Origin of the sequence: Campylobacter hepaticus (assembly GCF_001687475.2) — a bacterium.
Classification (GTDB): domain Bacteria; phylum Campylobacterota; class Campylobacteria; order Campylobacterales; family Campylobacteraceae; genus Campylobacter_D; species Campylobacter_D hepaticus.
In genome coordinates, this window is sequence record NZ_CP031611.1 from 1372956 (window position 1) to 1388927 (window position 15972).

A 15972-nucleotide genomic window follows, 5' to 3' on the forward strand; every position below is an offset into this window, starting at 1 on the left:
TGTAAATTTGATTTTGCTGCGGAGTGATTTAGGTGTTTTAAAAGGAGAATAAATGTCCCATATAGATGCTTTGCATCCTTATTTTAGTATTTTTTTAATGTTAGTATTAGCTAGTATTATTTTTTTTGGATTAGTATTTTTGGCTTCAAAAATTGGTAATAATTTGGCTTCTAAAAATCGCAAAAAATTAGGGCTTGGAATTTATGAATGTGGTCCTATTCCTATTAAACAAGCCAATAAAATCAATTCTCAATTTTTTATTATTGCTCTTATTTTTATACTTTTAGATATAGAGGTTGTTTTTTTATTTCCCTGGGCTTTAATTTTTAAAGATTTAGGTTGGTTTGGATTTTTAGAAGTTTTAATTTTTATATTATTCTTAGGCGTTGGATTTTTGTATGTTTATAAAAAAGGAGCATTTATATGGCAGAGCATCAAGTAAATTATGCTAGTGGCTTGCCTATAGTTTTAACAAGTGTAGATAAGCTTATTCAATGGGGTAGAAGTAATTCTTTATGGGCTTTATCTTATGGTTTAGCTTGTTGTGCCATTGAAATGATGGCAGCTGGGGGTTCAAGATACGATTTTGATCGATTTGGAACTATTTTTAGGGCTTCTCCAAGGCATAGTGAAGTAATGATTATTGCAGGGACTTTGTGTAAAAAGCATGCTGAATTTACAAGAAGACTTTATGATCAAATGCCTGATCCTAAATGGGTGATTTCTATGGGAAGTTGTGCTAATACTGGAGGAATGTTTAATACTTATTCTACGGTTCAAGGAGTAGATAGGATTATTCCTGTAGATATTTATGTTCCAGGTTGTGCTCCTCGTCCTGAAAGTTTTCAATTTGCTCTAATGATTTTACAAAAAAAAATTCGAAAACAAAAAGCAAATTATAAAATGGCACCAAAAAGGTTAGTATAATGAGAAAATATAGCCATAAAAAAAATGTTCAAGTTCAAAATTATTATAAAGATAGATTTTATCATGCGCCTAGTGTTAAAAAAGATAAGGTTTTAGAAAGTATTTTTAAGGAAGATTTTGAAATTTTAAATACTCAAGTAGAAATTTTAAATTCTTTTGTTGAACTTGATTTTTGGGTAGTAGAAATTAAAAAAGAAGATAATGTTAAAACTTTACAAATGCTTAAAACTTTAGGATATTTAAGTTTTACAGAAGCAAGTGCTATTGATTTTATAGCTAATAAAAAAGGTTTTGAAGTTTTTTATCAGCTTTTAAATTTAGAGAAAAAATTAAGAGTAAGAATTAAAACATTTGTAGGGGTGAAAGAACGTTTACAAAGCGTTACTAAGGTTTTTAAAGGAGCAAATTGGAGCGAGAGGGAGATTTATGATATGTTTGGAATTTTTATCATTAATCATCCTAATTTAAAACGTATTTTAATGCCTGATGATTGGTTTGGACATCCACTTTTAAAAACTTACCCTTTAAAAGGTGATGAATTTGCAAGATGGTATGAAATTGATAAAATTTTTGGTAAAGAATATCGTGAAGTTGTAGGTGAAGAACAAAGAGATCCTGGTTTTGTAGATGACAAGGATACTTTAAATTTTGCAAGATTTTGTCATGAAGTGCCTAAAGGCGGTCAAAATAAAGAACTTGCTTTTAAGCAAGAATATCAAGAAGATGAAGGTGTGGCTTTTGTTAAGAAAGTAAAACGTAATAAAACAAAAATTTTAGAAAAAAGGCGTTAAAATGCAAATTCCTAGCAAATTAAAACCTTATTATGAGAATATAGTTTTTGAGCAAGAAGATTCAAAAATGATTATCAACTTAGGTCCACAGCATCCTTCAGCTCATGGAAATTTACGTTTGATTTTAGAGCTTGATGGAGAGCAGGTTGTAAAAGCACGTCCTTGTATAGGTTATATGCATCGTGGTATGGAAAAAATGGCTGAAAATATGATTTATCAAGAATTTATTCCTACTACAGATAGAATGGATTATATTGCTGCTTCAGCAAATAATTATGCTTATTGTGCTGCTGTTGAGAAACTTTGTGGTTTGAGTATTCCGCGTCGTGCAGCAATCATACGTATGATACTTTTAGAATTAAACCGTATTGCATCACATTTGCTTTGGCTTGCTACACATGCTTTAGATATTGGTGCGATGAGCGTATTTTTATACTGTTTTAGAGAGCGTGAGTATGTTTTAGATTTAATAGAAAAATATTGTGGTGCAAGACTTACTCATTCTTCTATGAGAATAGGAGGAGTCATGCTTGACTTGCCAGAAAATTATTTAAAAGAAGTTTTAGCATTTTGCGATAAGTTTCCAAGCGACTTAAAAGATTATGAAGATCTTTTAGATGATAATAGAATTTGGCGTTTAAGAACTGAAAATGTAGGCGTAGTAAGTAAAGAACAAGCTTTAAATTGGGGTTGTAGCGGAGTAATGTTAAGAGCTAGTGGTGTAAGATATGATATACGCAAGGAAGAGCCTTATTTACTTTATGATGAGATTGATTTTGGGGTGCCTTATGCTACTCAGGGAGATTCTTATGCAAGGTATAAGGTTTATATGCAAGAATTTCGTGAAAGTTTAAAAATTCTTAAACAATGTACCATACTTTATAAAGATACTCCACCTGAAATTTTAGCTACTCACCCTGAATATGTAAGCGCTTCAAAGGAACAAATTTTAACACAAAATTATTCTTTAATGCAACATTTTGTTTTAATTACTCAGGGTTTAAAGCCTCCAAAAGGTGAAGTTTATGTACCAACTGAAAGTCCAAAAGGTGAACTTGGATTTTTTATTCATAGTGATGGAGATTCAAGACCTTATCGTTTAAAAGCTAGAACACCTAGTTATTGGCATTGTGCTTTTTTTGAAGAAATGCTTGTAGGATCTTATTTAGCAGATGTTGTAGCTATTATGGGTAATGTTAATATAGTTTTAGGCGAGATAGATCGATGAGAAGGGTGGATTTAAGAAAGAGTAAAGATCTTTTTGAAGATTTAACACAATTGATTAAAGAAGCAAAGCAGGGTGAGGTTTTGGTAATACTTTTTGAAATTGGTGATTTTTCTTGTGTTGAAAAAAGTTTTTCTTTTGTAAAAGAAAAAGGTTGTACTCTTTTAAATTCTTTAAAATTTAATCAAGTGGATTGGACTATTGTGATAAAAAAGGATAGGGAATGATTTATGATAATGCCCTTTGTTTTTTAGATATGCCAAGCTTGCAAAATCCTAATTTATGTCAAAAGATAGGATTTAATAGCATTAATATTTCTTGCCTTGAGGATAAAGTTTTAAAGTCAAGATTTTATAAGTGTGAAATTGCAAGTTTGAGTTTTGTTTTAGCTTTATTTTGTAAATTAAGCGATGAAAAAATTTTTAAAGATTTAGATGAAGGATATTTGAGTGCAGAGTCTTGTTTTGGGGAAGAAGAAGCCTGTGAAATACTTCAATTTTTAAAAACAGCAAAATATTTAATTATAGATGAAAATATTAAGTTTTATAAAGATAATGAAAATATTAAATATTTTTTAAATTTTTTAAGTCAAAAATATCAAGTTAAAATTTTAGATAGTAAGGAAAAAGAATGTGATTTTCAAAAAGCAAAGTTACATCCTTTAAAAGAACTTGATAATTATGATGGGTTAATTCTTTTTAAGGTTAATATGGAAGATAGTAATTTGCATTGTTCTAAACAGTTTTTGCAAATTGCAAAATGTCAAAATGGAAGCAAAGTTGAAGTTTTAGCTAAGAATTTTAGTTTTAAAACTACGTTATGTTTAGATGAAAATTTACAAGGTACTATAGGATTTTTTAATTGTGATAATGACTTTGCATTTACTCCAATTCGCATAAAGGAAGTAAAATGACTATTAAAATAAATGGCATAGATTGTACCTTTGAAGAAGGCGAATATATTTTAAATATAGCAAGAAGGAATGATATTTTTATACCTGCAATTTGTTATCTTTCAGGTTGTAGCCCTACTTTAGCATGTCGTATGTGTATGGTAGAAGTTGATGGTAAAAAAGTATATTCTTGTAATACTAAAGCAAAAGAAGGTATGGTTGTAGAAAGTGATTTACAAAGTCTTTGGGATGAAAGAAATGAAATCATGCAAGCTTATTGTATTAACCATCCTTTAGAATGTGGAGTTTGTGATAAATCGGGTGAGTGTGAATTGCAAAATTTTACTCATAAAAGCCGTGTAAATATACAAAAATATTGGATTAAAGATACGCATAAGCCTCACAAACATTGGGGAGCGATAAATTATGATCCTGCTCTTTGTATAGTGTGTGAACGCTGTATTACTGTTTGTAAGGATAAAATAGGTGAGAGTGCTTTAAAGACAGTACCACGTAATAGTGATAGTGTAGATAATAGTTTTAAAGATCTTATGAGTAAAGACGCTTATGCTATTTGGACTAAATTTCAAAAAAGTTTAATTGGTCCTGTTAATGGTGATACATTAGATTGTTCTTTTTGTGGAGAATGCACAAGTGTGTGTCCTACAGGCGCTTTAATTAGTTCGAAATTCCAATATACTTCTAATATATGGGAGCTTAAAAGAATTCCTGCTTCAAATCCGCATTCTAGTGATTGTGAATTGATGTATTATGATATTAAACAAAGTAGTATTAATAATCAAAAAGAAAAAATTTATCGCGTAAGTAATGATTTTGCTTTTGCAACTTTAAATAAAGCAGCAAGATTTGCTTTTGATACTGAAAATGAAGCACAAAAAGATGAAAATGCTTTTAAAAAACTTATAGAACTTTTTGAAAAAAATGAAATTAAAAATATTAAATTTAATAGTTTTATTACAAATGAAGAAGCTTTGATTTTGCAAAATTTAAAACATAAATTTAATCTTAATTTGATTAATGAAGAAGCTTTAAAATTTAAAGAATTTTTAGATGAATTTATAGCTAATGCTGGAGTATTTTATAATGCAAGTACTCAAGATATAGTAAAAAGCGATTTTTTAGTCGTTGCAGGAATGCTTTTAAGATATGATGCACCAACTCTAAGTTATAAAATCAATAATGCTTTGGTAATGAATAAAGGATCAGGGCTTTATTTTCATCCTATAGAAGATTTAGGAATTATAAAATATTCTAAAAATTTTATTTCACATAAACATCAATATGGAGATGAAGAACAAATTTTATATTTTTTACTTCAAAAATTTAGTACAGATGAAAATATTAAAAATAATTTAGCACAATTTTTTGTTGATGGGTTTAAAGATATAGAAGAAAATATAAATGAAGAAATTGTAGAGCAAGTTATACAAAAAGATGAAGTAGGTAATGAAATTCAAAAAGAAGTAAAGAAAATCGTTACTAAAAAAATAAAAAAAACCATTGCAATTAAACATTCTATTTTTGCTAAAAATTTAGGTTTAGATGAAGATAAATTAGAGAATTTATTATTAAAAAAAGAAAATTTTATTCTTATTATAGGGAGTGATTTTTATTTTCATAAACATGCTAAAAAATTAGCCAAATTGCTTGCTTTAATCCAAATTACAACACCTTTTAAAGTTTTTTTAAATCCTACTTATACTAATACTTTAGGCGTTTCTATGATTTGTGATTTAGATAAAAATATAAAAGAAGGTAAAATTTTAGGTTATAATGAAAAGGGAGATTTTACTTTTTCTTATGAAGAGCATGCCCATTTAGCTAGCGCTAGTTTAAATCAACAAGAAGGAACCTTTTTAAATTATGATAAAAGAGTGGTTCCAACTAATGCAGCTTTAGAATTTAAAGGGTATTTTTTAAATGATTTAGCTAATGCTTTAGGTTTTGATGAAGAATATACTATTAATTATACTAAAAGACTTCCTATAAATAAAGGTTTTGCTCCTTTAGAATTTGATGATTTGGATAATTTTTATACTAATGGTGGCGAGTGTAAAAGAGGTTATGAGTTAAATTTAAAATGTTTTAAACAAGAAGCTAAAAAAGAATTTATAGCTTTTAATGTAGAAAATTTTGTTTTAAAAGATGATGAAATTTTACTTTATAGCGCAAATCCTAGCTACCAATTTGGTAGATTTTCAAATCGTGCTAGTGCGATTAATGAGACAGTTTTTTTAGGGGTAAGTGAGGAACTTGCTAGGAAAAATGATTTGTATGATAAAGATTTAGTTAAAATTTATATTAAAGATAAAGAATTTGTTTTAAGTGTGCGTGTAGATAAAGATATAAAAAATGGAGCTTATTTGCCGTATTTTGATGAAAAGATTGATACTTTAAGTATCTTTGATGAAAGATTTATTGTAGCAAGATTAGAAAAAATAGGATGAAATAATGAGTGATTTTGCTTTTTTTATTTTAGAGGCTTTGATTAAATGTATTATTATTATTGCTATATTTGCTAGTTTAGCTGGGCTTGCAACCTATGCCGAAAGAAAAGTTTTAGCTTATTTTCAAAGACGTATAGGTCCTGATATGGTGGGTCCTTTTGGACTTATTCAACTTGTAGCTGATATGATAAAACTTTTTACTAAAGAGGATATTATTCCTTCTAATTCACAAAAATTCATTTTTGCTATTGCTCCTTTGATTTCTGTAGTATGTGCTTTTATTTCTTTAGCAGTTATTCCAATGTTACCTGAGTTTGTTTTATTTGGTAGAGTAATTAAACCTATATTAGCAGATATTAATGTAGCTTTACTTTTTGTCATAGGAACTTCTGGGCTTTGTTTTTATGCCATTTTTTTAGGTGGGTTAGCAAGTAATAATAAATGGTCTATTTTAGGTGCTGCAAGAGGACTTGTAGCAGTTATTTCTTATGAGAGTGTAGGTGCTTTGGCTTTGATTGCTATTGTGATGCTTGTTAGTTCTTTTTCTCTTATAGATATTAATAATTACCAAAGTGATGGTTTTTTTTCCTGGTTGATTTTTAAGCAACCTTTAGCTTTTGTACTTTTTGTAATAGCTTTATTTATAGAAACTAATAGAACCCCACTTTGTTTAACTGAAAATGATGCTGAAATTGTAGCTGGTTATGGAACAGAATATTCGGGTTTAAGATGGGGAATGTTTTTTATAGGTGAATATACTTCTATGATAGCAGGGTCTATTTTGATTACTTTATTATTTTTAGGAGGATTTAATAGCTTTTGGTTTGTTCCTGGATGGATTATGATGATAATAAAATCAAGTTTTATTTTTTTTTGGTATTTTTGGGCAAGAGCAACTTTTGCACAATTGCGTCCTGATCAAGTTATGAAAATGTGTTATTTGATTTTAATCCCTTTAGCAGTTTTAAATCTTTTAATTACTGCTTTAGTTGTGCTTTTATAGGAGCTTATGATGAAGAATTATTTTTTAATTGATGGAAAAAGAAAAAATCCTTGTAATACTTGGCAAAAAATTGCACAAACTTTGCATAGAAGTATTAAATTAGAGCTTTTTATAGGACTTTTTGTTATGATGAGAGAATTGCTTAAAAAAAACAATAGTGCAACGATTAAATATCCTTTTGAAAAAGTTAAGCTTGATAGTCGATACCGAGCTGTTCATAGGCTTATGCGCTTTATAGAAAGTGAAAATGAAAGATGTATAGGTTGTGGACTTTGTGAAAAAATTTGTATTAGCAATTGCATTAGAATGGAAACTTCTTTAGATGAAAATGGACGTAAAAAAGTAGCTAATTATAGTATTAATTTAGGACGTTGTATTTATTGTGGTTTTTGTGCTGAAGTTTGTCCTGAACTTGCAATAGTACATGGAATAGAGTATGAAAATGCGGCTGAACAAAGATCTTATTTTGGATATAAGCAAGATTTTTTAACTCCTATTGATAAACTTAAAGAACAAGTTGAATTTGAAGGTGCAGGAAGTCTTAGTAAGGATGCAGATTTGTGGGTTAAAAAAACACCAAATTATTATGATGCTATGCAAGAAAGAGTTTTTGAAAATGATCAAGGAGAGGCTAAATGATAGAAAATTTAGCTTTTATATTTTTTAGTGTAGTAGTTTTAGGTTTTTTTAGCATAGCAGTTTTAAGTAAAAATATGCTTTATTCTCTTTCTGCTTTAGCTGGAGGTATGGTATTTTTATCAGGATTTTACTTTTTACTTAATGCGGAATTTTTAGGAGTGATACAAATTATTGTTTATAGTGGTGCTGTTTTAGGACTTTATAGTTTTGCTATGATGTTTTTTGATCTTTCTAAAGATTTAAAAGAAAAACTTAAAGCAAAAAAAAGTTTTTTTGTTTTACTTATTTTAAGCGCTATTTTACTTTTAATGATATTAATAGGTTTTAAATATCAAAATATAAGTACAGATTTGGCTTTAAATAATCCTCTTTTATTTGATTTTAATAAGCAATTGGCTTTAGCAATTTTTTCAAAATATCTTCTAGCTTTTGAATTTATGGCTATTTTGCTTTTAATTGCTTTAGTTTGCGCTATTGTGCTTACACATAAAGATCTTATAAAGGAAAAATAATGGTCGAAAAGTATTTTTTTATAGCCATTTTAATGTTTATCATAGGATTAACAGGAATTTTAAAAAGACAAAATCTTATTATGCTTTTTATTTCAAGTGAAATTTTGTTAAACAGCGCTAATTTAGCTTTAATAGCAGCATCTAAAATACATAATGACTTAAATGGTCAAGTTTTTGCTCTTTTTATTATGGGTGTGGCAGCTTGTGAAGTGGCTGTTGGTGTAGCCTTGTGTGTGCTTTGGTATAGAAAAAAAGGTACTTTGGACTTAAAAAGTTTAAAAGAAGCGGAGGTTTAATCATGCAAAGTCTAGCTTTGATTTCACTTTTTAGTCCTTTAATAGCTTTTGTATTTGCAAGTTGTTTTGCTTTAAGCAATAAAAAACTATTTGTAGGAATTATTTGTTCTTTTTTAATAGTTTTAAGTACTTTTTGCTCTTTATATTTACTATTTTGCAATGAAGCTTTAAATATTAGCTTATTTGAATGGTTTATCGGAGTCAATTTTGGTTTTGTTGTAGATGCTATTTCACTTACTATGATGAGTGTTGTAGGTATTGTAGCAAGTTGTGTACATTTTTATAGTATTTTTTACATGGCTCATGATGAAGGTTTTAATAAATTTTTTGCTTATTTGGGACTTTTTGTCTTTTCCATGCTTTTTTTAGTTATGAGTGATAATTTTTTAGGACTTTTTGTGGGTTGGGAAGGTGTTGGACTTTGTTCTTGGCTTTTAATAGGATTTTGGTATAAAAATCCTACTTATTCTTTTGCGGCTAATGAAGCCTTTATTATGAACCGTATAGCTGATTTGGGTATGCTTTTGGGTATTTTTTGGTTATATTTGCAAACTCAGACCTTAAAATATGATGAAGTCTTTGCTATGGTTCAAAGTTTAGATCATAATGCCTTGATTTTAATTGGAACTTGTTTATTTATTGGAGCTATGGGAAAATCAGCACAATTTCCTTTTCATACTTGGTTAGCTGATGCTATGGCAGGACCAACTCCTGTTTCAGCTTTAATACATGCTGCAACTATGGTTACTGCAGGGGTTTATTTGCTTATTCGTGCAAGTACGATTTATGATTTAATTCCTGAAGTTTCCTATGGTATTGCTTTACTTGGATCTTTTGTGGCTATTTTTGCTGCTTCTATGGCTTTAGTGGCTAGAGATTTAAAGCGTATTATTGCTTATTCTACTTTATCACAACTTGGTTATATGTTCGTAGCTGCAGGGCTTGGAGCTTACAGCATAGCTTTATTTCACCTGCTTACACATGCTTTTTTTAAATCTTTACTTTTTTTAGGTGCTGGAAATGTAATGCATGCAATGAATAATGAACTTGATATTAAAAAAATGGGTGGACTTTTTCAACCTTTAAAATTAAGTGCTATTTTAATGTGTATAGGATCTTTAGCATTGTCTGGAATTTATCCTTTTGCGGGATTTTTTTCTAAAGATTTGATTTTGGGATATTCTTTTATATCTTTTCATCATGGTATTTTTTTAACACTTTTAATTGCAGCTTTTTTAACAGCATTTTATAGTTTTAGATTGTTAATGTTAGTATTTTTTGTTCCTATAAAGCATGAGAAACATCCTCATGAGGCTAGTAAAATAGCACTTTTAGCTATGAGTCCTTTAGTGGTTTTATCTTGTATTACAGGATTTTTTGAGCATAAATTTTTTGAATATCTTGGTACTAAATTAGTTTTTATTGATGCGCAAAATCATATAGTTATGATTTGTGCAAGTATAGCAGCTATTTTGGGTATTGTTTTAGCTATTATTGCTTATAAAAAGGCTTGGTTTAAAGAAAATATCAAAGAAAATAAAATTTATAAGCTTTTAAGCAATGATTATTTTATTCCTCAGTTTTATCATCAATTTCTTGTAAGAAAATATGAAAGTTTATGTAGTATTTTGAGATATTTTGATATTTTTATTTTTGATAAAATACTTCAAAAAATGGCTTTTTATTCTCAAAATATGTCTAAAAAAATGATTATGCCAAATAGTCTTAATTTAATGCTTAGATTTTTAATTGCTGCTTTTGTGGTTTTAATGATTTTAGTGTGGGTGGTGTAAGATGCTTAATTACTTGATATTTTTTCCTTTAATTGCTGCTTTTGTGGTTTTGCTTGTTAAACGCGGGGGAGTAAAAGTTTTTAGCGTTGTTGTAAGTTTTATGATTTTGGTTTTAAATTTTGAAATTTTTGTAGATTGTTTGCAAGGAAATGATTTTAATTATCAACTTTCTTTTAAAATTTTAAAATTTTTTACTTATCATATAGGAGTTAATAGTATTTCTCTTACATTAATGTTATTAAGTTCTTTGATGATATTTTTAAGTTTTTTATTCTTAAAAATAGAGCAAAAAACTTTTGTTTCTTCCATTTTCTTTTTAGAATTTAGCATTATGGGTCTTTTTAGTGCAAAAGATGGAATATTATTTTATGTTTTTTGGGAATTTTCTCTTTTACCTATACTTTATATTATTGGTGTTTATGGTAAAGATTTTAAAGCAGGTATTAAATTTTTTATTTATGCTTTTTCAGGGTCAATTTTAATGCTAGTAGCTTTGATTTATCAAGCTTATTTAAATTATCAGCTCTTAAATATTTTTACTTTTGATTTAGAAATTTGGAAAAATAACGCTTCTGCTATTAATTTTATAGAACAAAGCTTGCTTTTTGGTGCTTTTTTTATAGCTTTTGCTATCAAAGCTCCACTTTTTCCTTTTCATACTTGGGCACCAAAACTTTATACTAACTCACCTGTTTTTATTAGTGTAATGCTTGTAGTTTTCAAAATGGCTCCTTATGGGTTTTTATTGTTTTGCTTGCCTCTTTTTCCAGATGCAAGTGTGTATTTTATGCCTTTAATTGTAATTTTATGTATACTTAGCATTATTTATAATGCTTTAATTGCTTATAAATCAACAAATATAAAAGAATTAATTGCTTATAGCTCAATTTCTCATCTTGGTGTGATGATTTTAGGAATTTTTTCTTTAAATTCTTTAGGTATAAGTGGAGCTGTATTTTATATGTTTGCACATGGCATAGTAACAGGATCTTTATTTTTAATGATAGAGCTTTTATATCAAAGATATCATACTTATGATATTTGTTTTTATCATTCTTTGGCTAAAAAATCACCCTTATTTTCAATTTTTTTTATTTTAATTTTACTTGCTAGTATATCTTTGCCACTTACTATTTCTTTTGTGGGAGAGTTTTTAATACTTTTAGGTATAGCAAAGATTCATTTATTTTATGCTTTTTTAGCTGGATTTGTCGTTATATTAGGTGCAATTTATATGTTTGCTATTTTTAGAAAAATGTTTTTTATGCAAGCACAAAATACTATAGAATCTTTTTCTTTGCGTTTTAGGGAAATAGGTTCACTTTCATGTGTAGTTATAATAATTTTTTATTTAGGTCTTGTACCAAATATGCTTTTAAAACCTATACAAAAAGATGTAGATGAACTTATAAAAATAATGAATATTAGAGCTATTGAGCAAGATAGTTTAAGTTTTTTATCTCAAATGGGAGAAGTAAATGTTAAATGATTTTTTAAATTTAGAATTTTTAAATATAAGTTTATCTTATCCTTTTTTATTTTTGATTGCAAGTGCAATAGTTATTTTGCTTTGTTCTAGTTTTTGGAAGTTTCATCGTTCATTTTATGTGAGTTTTAGTGCTTTATCTTTAATTGTAAGTATTTTTTTTATTTTAAATAATGCTAATATTCAAGGTTTAAATGCAAATGCTTTTTTATCTACTTTAAATAATGATATTATTTCTTTTTATGCATCTTTAGTTATTTTATCTTTTTCATTTTTATATATTTTAATGCAAAAAGAAGAAAATCAAGGTGAATTTTATGCTTTATTTTTATTTATGATAGCTTCTTTACTTTTAATGGTATCAAGTTCAAATTTAGTACTTATTTTTACAGGACTTGAAAGTTCTTCTTTGGCTCTTTATACTCTTATAGCTATGCGTGGAAGTAATAATGCTGTTTCAAGTGCTATAAAATATTTTACTCTTGCAGCTGTAGGATCGGGTTTTTTTGTTATGGCTGCAGCTTTTATTTATTTAAAAACAGGAACTTTGGACTTATTGGCTCATTTAGCGCTTAAGAATGAAATACAAAAAGATCCTATGCTTTTGAGTGCTGGGGTAATGATTTTTGTACTTTGTGCTATTAAACTCTCTTTAGTACCTTTTCATTTTTGGCTTAAAGATGTGTATTATGCTGCACATACTAATTTAATCGCTTTCATTTCTGTTGTTCCAAAAATTGCTATTTTAGCAGTGGTTATTCGTCTTTTTGATTTTTTAAATCAGACAGGTTTTGAATATATTATCATGGTTTTAGTAGTTTTTTCTATGTTTGCAGCTTCTTTTGCTGCTTTAAGTCAAGAGAATATTAAAAAAATGTTTGCTTATAGTTCTGTGGTGTATTCTTCTTTGATTATTCTTGCATGTATTCCTTTGTTAAAAGAACAAAATTTTGATGGAATATTGTTTGCTATTTTTGGATATTGGATTTTGTTTGCATTTGCTAATTATGGTATATTTATGATTTTAAGTAATTATCAAAATCATTCTTATGAGGTTTTAAATGGACTTTTATATAAAAAACCTTTAATTGCTTTTTGTTTAAGTATTAGCGTCCTTTCTTTAGCTGCTATCCCACCTTTTGGTGTTTTTTGGGGTAAATTTATGGTTTTGATTACAGTAATTTTAAATGGATATTGGTATTTAGCTCTTTTTGTAGCTTTATCCTCTATTATTATGCTTTATGCATATTTAAAAATTTTAATTCATGCTTTATTTGTAAAAAATGATAAAACCCACAATATCCAATTTAGTTTTATGCAATATTTTATTTTATTTTTGTGTATTTTAGTTAGCGTTTTTGCTATTTTATTAATGTTGTAAGAGTTTTGCTATAATTATTTTATGAGAATATTATTTTTAGTTTTATTAAGTTTTTTTCAAGTTTTTGCTTTTGAACTTGTTTTAAACACAGGTCGTGAAAATAATCAAGCTTTTGCAGTTTTGCATGCAAGTAATGATTTAGAATTTACTTGTAAGCAATATCTTGATCAATCAAAATTTTATTTTGAATGTGATATTCCAGGTGTGCTTGATAATAAACTAAAAGATCAAAATTTTAAGGCTTTTGATTTAAAATTTATTCAAGAGGCGCAAAAAATTAAAATGATTATCTTACCCAAAATAGATGTAAAAATATTTGATACTTCGCAAAATATTTATATAGATAAAGAACTTCGATCATCTAATTCACATAAGAGTAAAAAATTTACCTTTCTTTTTATGCCAGGAATAATAAAAGCTAAAAATTATGATGGACTTGATTTTAATATTAATTTTCCTCACGAAAGTTTACCTTATGTAGGAGCATTAGATTTAAATTCCAATCCTGTAATTATTCCTCAAAGTGCAGATATTAATACTTATTTGCGCATTAAAAAAGGATATGATAAAGCCAATTATAATCAAGTAATTATTGATGCAAAAAATGCTATTAATAGATATAAAGGTAGTATTTTTACTAGAGAGTTTATACTTTATAAATTAAGAGCGCAAAATAAACTTTATACTCAAGATTCAAGTATGCGCAATCAGCAAGTTTTAGAAAATATGATTGATGATGCTAAAAATTGGACTCGTACTTTCACGAGTGATAGAAATTTTCCAGAAATTTTACATATTATGCTAAGAACTTATATAGCTTTAGCACAACGTACAGATGTTGAATATATTATGTCAATTTTAGATAATGAGCAACCAAATAGTTATTTTGCACAATTGTCAAGACTTGATTATGCAGATTATATGTATAATTTAAATGAGGAAGATGAAGCTGTAAAAATTTATGAAAACACTTATTTTAATACAAAAAATTTAGATTTAGCAGCAAGATCAGCCATGAGTTTAGCAAAAAATTTACTTTTAAATGGACAAATAAATAAGGCTTTAGAATATGCTCATATTGTTTTAAAAGCTAATCCTGAATATTTTGGAAAAGATATTTTAAGATCTTTAGAACTTGCTAAATTATTTAGTCAAAAAGGACAATTTGATATTAGTGCAGATATTTATGAAAAGAGTTTTGTTAAAATGTCTAAACTTGATCCTAAATATGAAGAAGCTTTAAAAGATCTGGCTTTAACTTTATCGCGCACTTCAAGATCTAAGGAAGCTAAAAAATATCTTGATTTATATATGGATGATTATTTAGATGGTCAATATTTAGACGAGGTAAAGAAAACAAGTGATGAGGTCTTTTTTGCTTTAAAGGATAATAATGCAAGTTTTTTACATGAGCGTTATGCGCAATTAATGAAAGAATATGAAGATGAAGATAAAAATATTGCTAATAAAGCTTTAGATGAGGATGTTGCTTTATATTATAAAGAAGGAAATTTTAGTGCTGTTTTAGCTTATAAAGACTTAATAGAAAGCAATAAGCTTGCAAAGGCTAGCAAATTTTTAGAACAAGCAGCACTTAATGATTTAAAAAATGCAATAAAGGCTAATGATTGTATAAAAGCAACAAATATTTTTATACGTTTTAGTGCATATGATATAGGTCAAAAAATAGAAAATAAAAAGCAAATGTTAGCTTGTTTTGTTAGAACTTCTAATATAGAACAAGCTCTTAATTATATTGATAAAAATTATAATGAGGATTTTATATTTTATGGTCTTAAAAAAGCTTCTATACTTTTTGATAATAAAGAATATGATAAAGTGTTTAAAATATCTAAAGAAATAAGCGATTCTAGGGTTTTGAAAAGTGATGAAGAAAATTTTAAGGCTTATTATTTACAATTTTTATCTTTATTGCGTTTAGATGAATATAATCAAGCTATGAAAGTTTTACAAATTTTAGAAAGTTTTTCAATGAATTTTAATATGGTAGAAATTTATGACACTTTACTTTCTTATGCAAAAGATCATAATATGCAAACAACAATTTTAACTTATGCCCCAAAAGCTATTAATTATCAAAATTTTAAAGGTATAAATCTTTTTAGTCCTAATTTAGAATTTATGTACCTTGATGCTTTAATGAAAATAAATAAAAATGAAGAAAGCTTAGCTGTTTTAACAGATTTGCTTAAATTAAAACTTTCAGATGAAAATAGGGCTAGAGCGTTATATACTTTAGCTTTAGTGTATGAGAAAATGCAAAATATGCAAGCTCAAAAAGAAGCTTTAAAGCAATGTCTTGAGGTTAAAAATCCTTCAAACTGGAAAAATTTGTGTCAGGGTAAAAATCAAATCATAAATCAATAATTAAAAGAATAAAAATTATTTTTCAATATCTAAATTATTATATTGATAAAAATTTTACTTAAATTTTTATCAATATATTGTGATGTATTATTTTAGATATAAAATGATTTTAATGATTGTAAAAAGTTAAATATAAATAATAATAATTTTAGTTGGTAAATTGTCAAAATA

General features: G+C 27.3%; 15 protein-coding genes. All 15 read left to right on the plus strand.

Annotated features, from left to right (window positions below):
• Positions 1–52 precede the first annotated feature (52 nt).
• From A2J15_RS06820 to A2J15_RS06890, 15 genes are read left to right on the plus strand one after another with little or no spacing between them, the layout of a single operon-like run.
• Positions 53–442, plus strand: a complete 390-nt coding sequence (locus tag A2J15_RS06820) for an NAD(P)H-quinone oxidoreductase subunit 3 (RefSeq protein ID WP_066778911.1) — start codon at positions 53–55, stop codon at positions 440–442.
• Entirely contained in the window at positions 424–927 is a 504-nt protein-coding gene (locus A2J15_RS06825; protein ID WP_066778909.1) for a NuoB/complex I 20 kDa subunit family protein, read from the plus strand. The genes A2J15_RS06820 and A2J15_RS06825 overlap by 19 nt, the downstream gene beginning before the upstream one ends.
• The gene (locus A2J15_RS06830) at positions 924–1718 is read left to right on the plus strand and encodes an NADH-quinone oxidoreductase subunit C (RefSeq protein ID WP_116980509.1); all 795 of its coding nucleotides are present in this window, start codon (positions 924–926) and stop codon (positions 1716–1718) included. The genes A2J15_RS06825 and A2J15_RS06830 overlap by 4 nt, the downstream gene beginning before the upstream one ends.
• A 1-nt stretch (position 1719) precedes the next feature.
• Positions 1720–2946 (plus strand): NADH dehydrogenase (quinone) subunit D, encoded by a 1227-nt coding sequence (gene nuoD / locus A2J15_RS06835; RefSeq protein ID WP_066778904.1) that lies wholly within the window; start codon positions 1720–1722, stop codon positions 2944–2946.
• A complete protein-coding gene (locus A2J15_RS06840; protein ID WP_066778901.1) occupies positions 2943–3170 on the plus strand; it encodes an NADH-ubiquinone oxidoreductase subunit E family protein in 228 nt (75 codons plus the stop codon). The genes nuoD and A2J15_RS06840 overlap by 4 nt, the downstream gene beginning before the upstream one ends.
• On the plus strand, positions 3167–3856 hold the full coding sequence (locus A2J15_RS06845; RefSeq protein ID WP_066778899.1) for an NADH dehydrogenase: 690 nt from the start codon (positions 3167–3169) through the stop codon (positions 3854–3856). The genes A2J15_RS06840 and A2J15_RS06845 overlap by 4 nt, the downstream gene beginning before the upstream one ends.
• Complete coding sequence (locus A2J15_RS06850) at positions 3853–6303, plus strand: NADH-quinone oxidoreductase subunit G (protein ID WP_066778897.1); 2451 nt, start codon at positions 3853–3855, stop codon at positions 6301–6303. The genes A2J15_RS06845 and A2J15_RS06850 overlap by 4 nt, the downstream gene beginning before the upstream one ends.
• A 4-nt stretch (positions 6304–6307) precedes the next feature.
• On the plus strand, positions 6308–7306 hold the full coding sequence (nuoH, locus tag A2J15_RS06855) for an NADH-quinone oxidoreductase subunit NuoH (protein WP_066778895.1): 999 nt from the start codon (positions 6308–6310) through the stop codon (positions 7304–7306).
• A 9-nt stretch (positions 7307–7315) separates the two neighbouring features.
• Positions 7316–7945 carry an NADH-quinone oxidoreductase subunit NuoI gene (nuoI, locus tag A2J15_RS06860; RefSeq protein ID WP_066778893.1) on the plus strand — a complete coding sequence of 210 codons (630 nt, stop codon included), beginning with the start codon at positions 7316–7318 and terminating at the stop codon, positions 7943–7945.
• Positions 7942–8457, plus strand: a complete 516-nt coding sequence (locus A2J15_RS06865) for an NADH-quinone oxidoreductase subunit J (protein ID WP_066778888.1) — start codon at positions 7942–7944, stop codon at positions 8455–8457. The genes nuoI and A2J15_RS06865 overlap by 4 nt, the downstream gene beginning before the upstream one ends.
• Entirely contained in the window at positions 8457–8753 is a 297-nt protein-coding gene (gene nuoK, locus A2J15_RS06870; protein WP_066778885.1) for an NADH-quinone oxidoreductase subunit NuoK, read from the plus strand. The genes A2J15_RS06865 and nuoK overlap by 1 nt, the downstream gene beginning before the upstream one ends.
• 2 nt (positions 8754–8755) lie before the next feature.
• On the plus strand, positions 8756–10546 hold the full coding sequence (nuoL, locus tag A2J15_RS06875; RefSeq protein WP_066778883.1) for an NADH-quinone oxidoreductase subunit L: 1791 nt from the start codon (positions 8756–8758) through the stop codon (positions 10544–10546).
• A 1-nt stretch (position 10547) separates the two neighbouring features.
• Positions 10548–12035, plus strand: coding sequence for an NADH-quinone oxidoreductase subunit M (locus A2J15_RS06880; RefSeq protein WP_066778881.1), 1488 nt, complete (start codon positions 10548–10550; stop codon positions 12033–12035).
• Positions 12025–13413, plus strand: coding sequence for an NADH-quinone oxidoreductase subunit N (locus A2J15_RS06885; protein ID WP_066778879.1), 1389 nt, complete (start codon positions 12025–12027; stop codon positions 13411–13413). The genes A2J15_RS06880 and A2J15_RS06885 overlap by 11 nt, the downstream gene beginning before the upstream one ends.
• A 21-nt stretch (positions 13414–13434) precedes the next feature.
• Complete coding sequence (locus A2J15_RS06890) at positions 13435–15801, plus strand: DUF7494 domain-containing protein (protein WP_066778873.1); 2367 nt, start codon at positions 13435–13437, stop codon at positions 15799–15801.
• The last annotated feature ends 171 nt before the right edge of the window (positions 15802–15972 follow it).

Excerpts from the sequence above, each read along its gene's own strand:
- A2J15_RS06820 (WP_066778911.1), top strand. The coding sequence starts at position 53 with ATGTCCCATATAGATGCTTTGCATCCTTATTTTAGTATTTTTTTAATG.
- A2J15_RS06825 (WP_066778909.1), top strand. The coding sequence starts at position 424 with ATGGCAGAGCATCAAGTAAATTATGCTAGTGGCTTGCCTATAGTTTTA.
- nuoD (WP_066778904.1), top strand. The coding sequence starts at position 1,720 with ATGCAAATTCCTAGCAAATTAAAACCTTATTATGAGAATATAGTTTTT.
- A2J15_RS06840 (WP_066778901.1), top strand. The coding sequence starts at position 2,943 with ATGAGAAGGGTGGATTTAAGAAAGAGTAAAGATCTTTTTGAAGATTTA.
- A2J15_RS06845 (WP_066778899.1), top strand. The coding sequence starts at position 3,167 with ATGATTTATGATAATGCCCTTTGTTTTTTAGATATGCCAAGCTTGCAA.
- A2J15_RS06850 (WP_066778897.1), top strand. The coding sequence starts at position 3,853 with ATGACTATTAAAATAAATGGCATAGATTGTACCTTTGAAGAAGGCGAA.
- nuoH (WP_066778895.1), top strand. The coding sequence starts at position 6,308 with ATGAGTGATTTTGCTTTTTTTATTTTAGAGGCTTTGATTAAATGTATT.
- nuoI (WP_066778893.1), top strand. The coding sequence starts at position 7,316 with ATGAAGAATTATTTTTTAATTGATGGAAAAAGAAAAAATCCTTGTAAT.
- A2J15_RS06865 (WP_066778888.1), top strand. The coding sequence starts at position 7,942 with ATGATAGAAAATTTAGCTTTTATATTTTTTAGTGTAGTAGTTTTAGGT.
- nuoK (WP_066778885.1), top strand. The coding sequence starts at position 8,457 with ATGGTCGAAAAGTATTTTTTTATAGCCATTTTAATGTTTATCATAGGA.
- nuoL (WP_066778883.1), top strand. The coding sequence starts at position 8,756 with ATGCAAAGTCTAGCTTTGATTTCACTTTTTAGTCCTTTAATAGCTTTT.
- A2J15_RS06880 (WP_066778881.1), top strand. The coding sequence starts at position 10,548 with ATGCTTAATTACTTGATATTTTTTCCTTTAATTGCTGCTTTTGTGGTT.
- A2J15_RS06885 (WP_066778879.1), top strand. The coding sequence starts at position 12,025 with ATGTTAAATGATTTTTTAAATTTAGAATTTTTAAATATAAGTTTATCT.
- A2J15_RS06890 (WP_066778873.1), top strand. The coding sequence starts at position 13,435 with ATGAGAATATTATTTTTAGTTTTATTAAGTTTTTTTCAAGTTTTTGCT.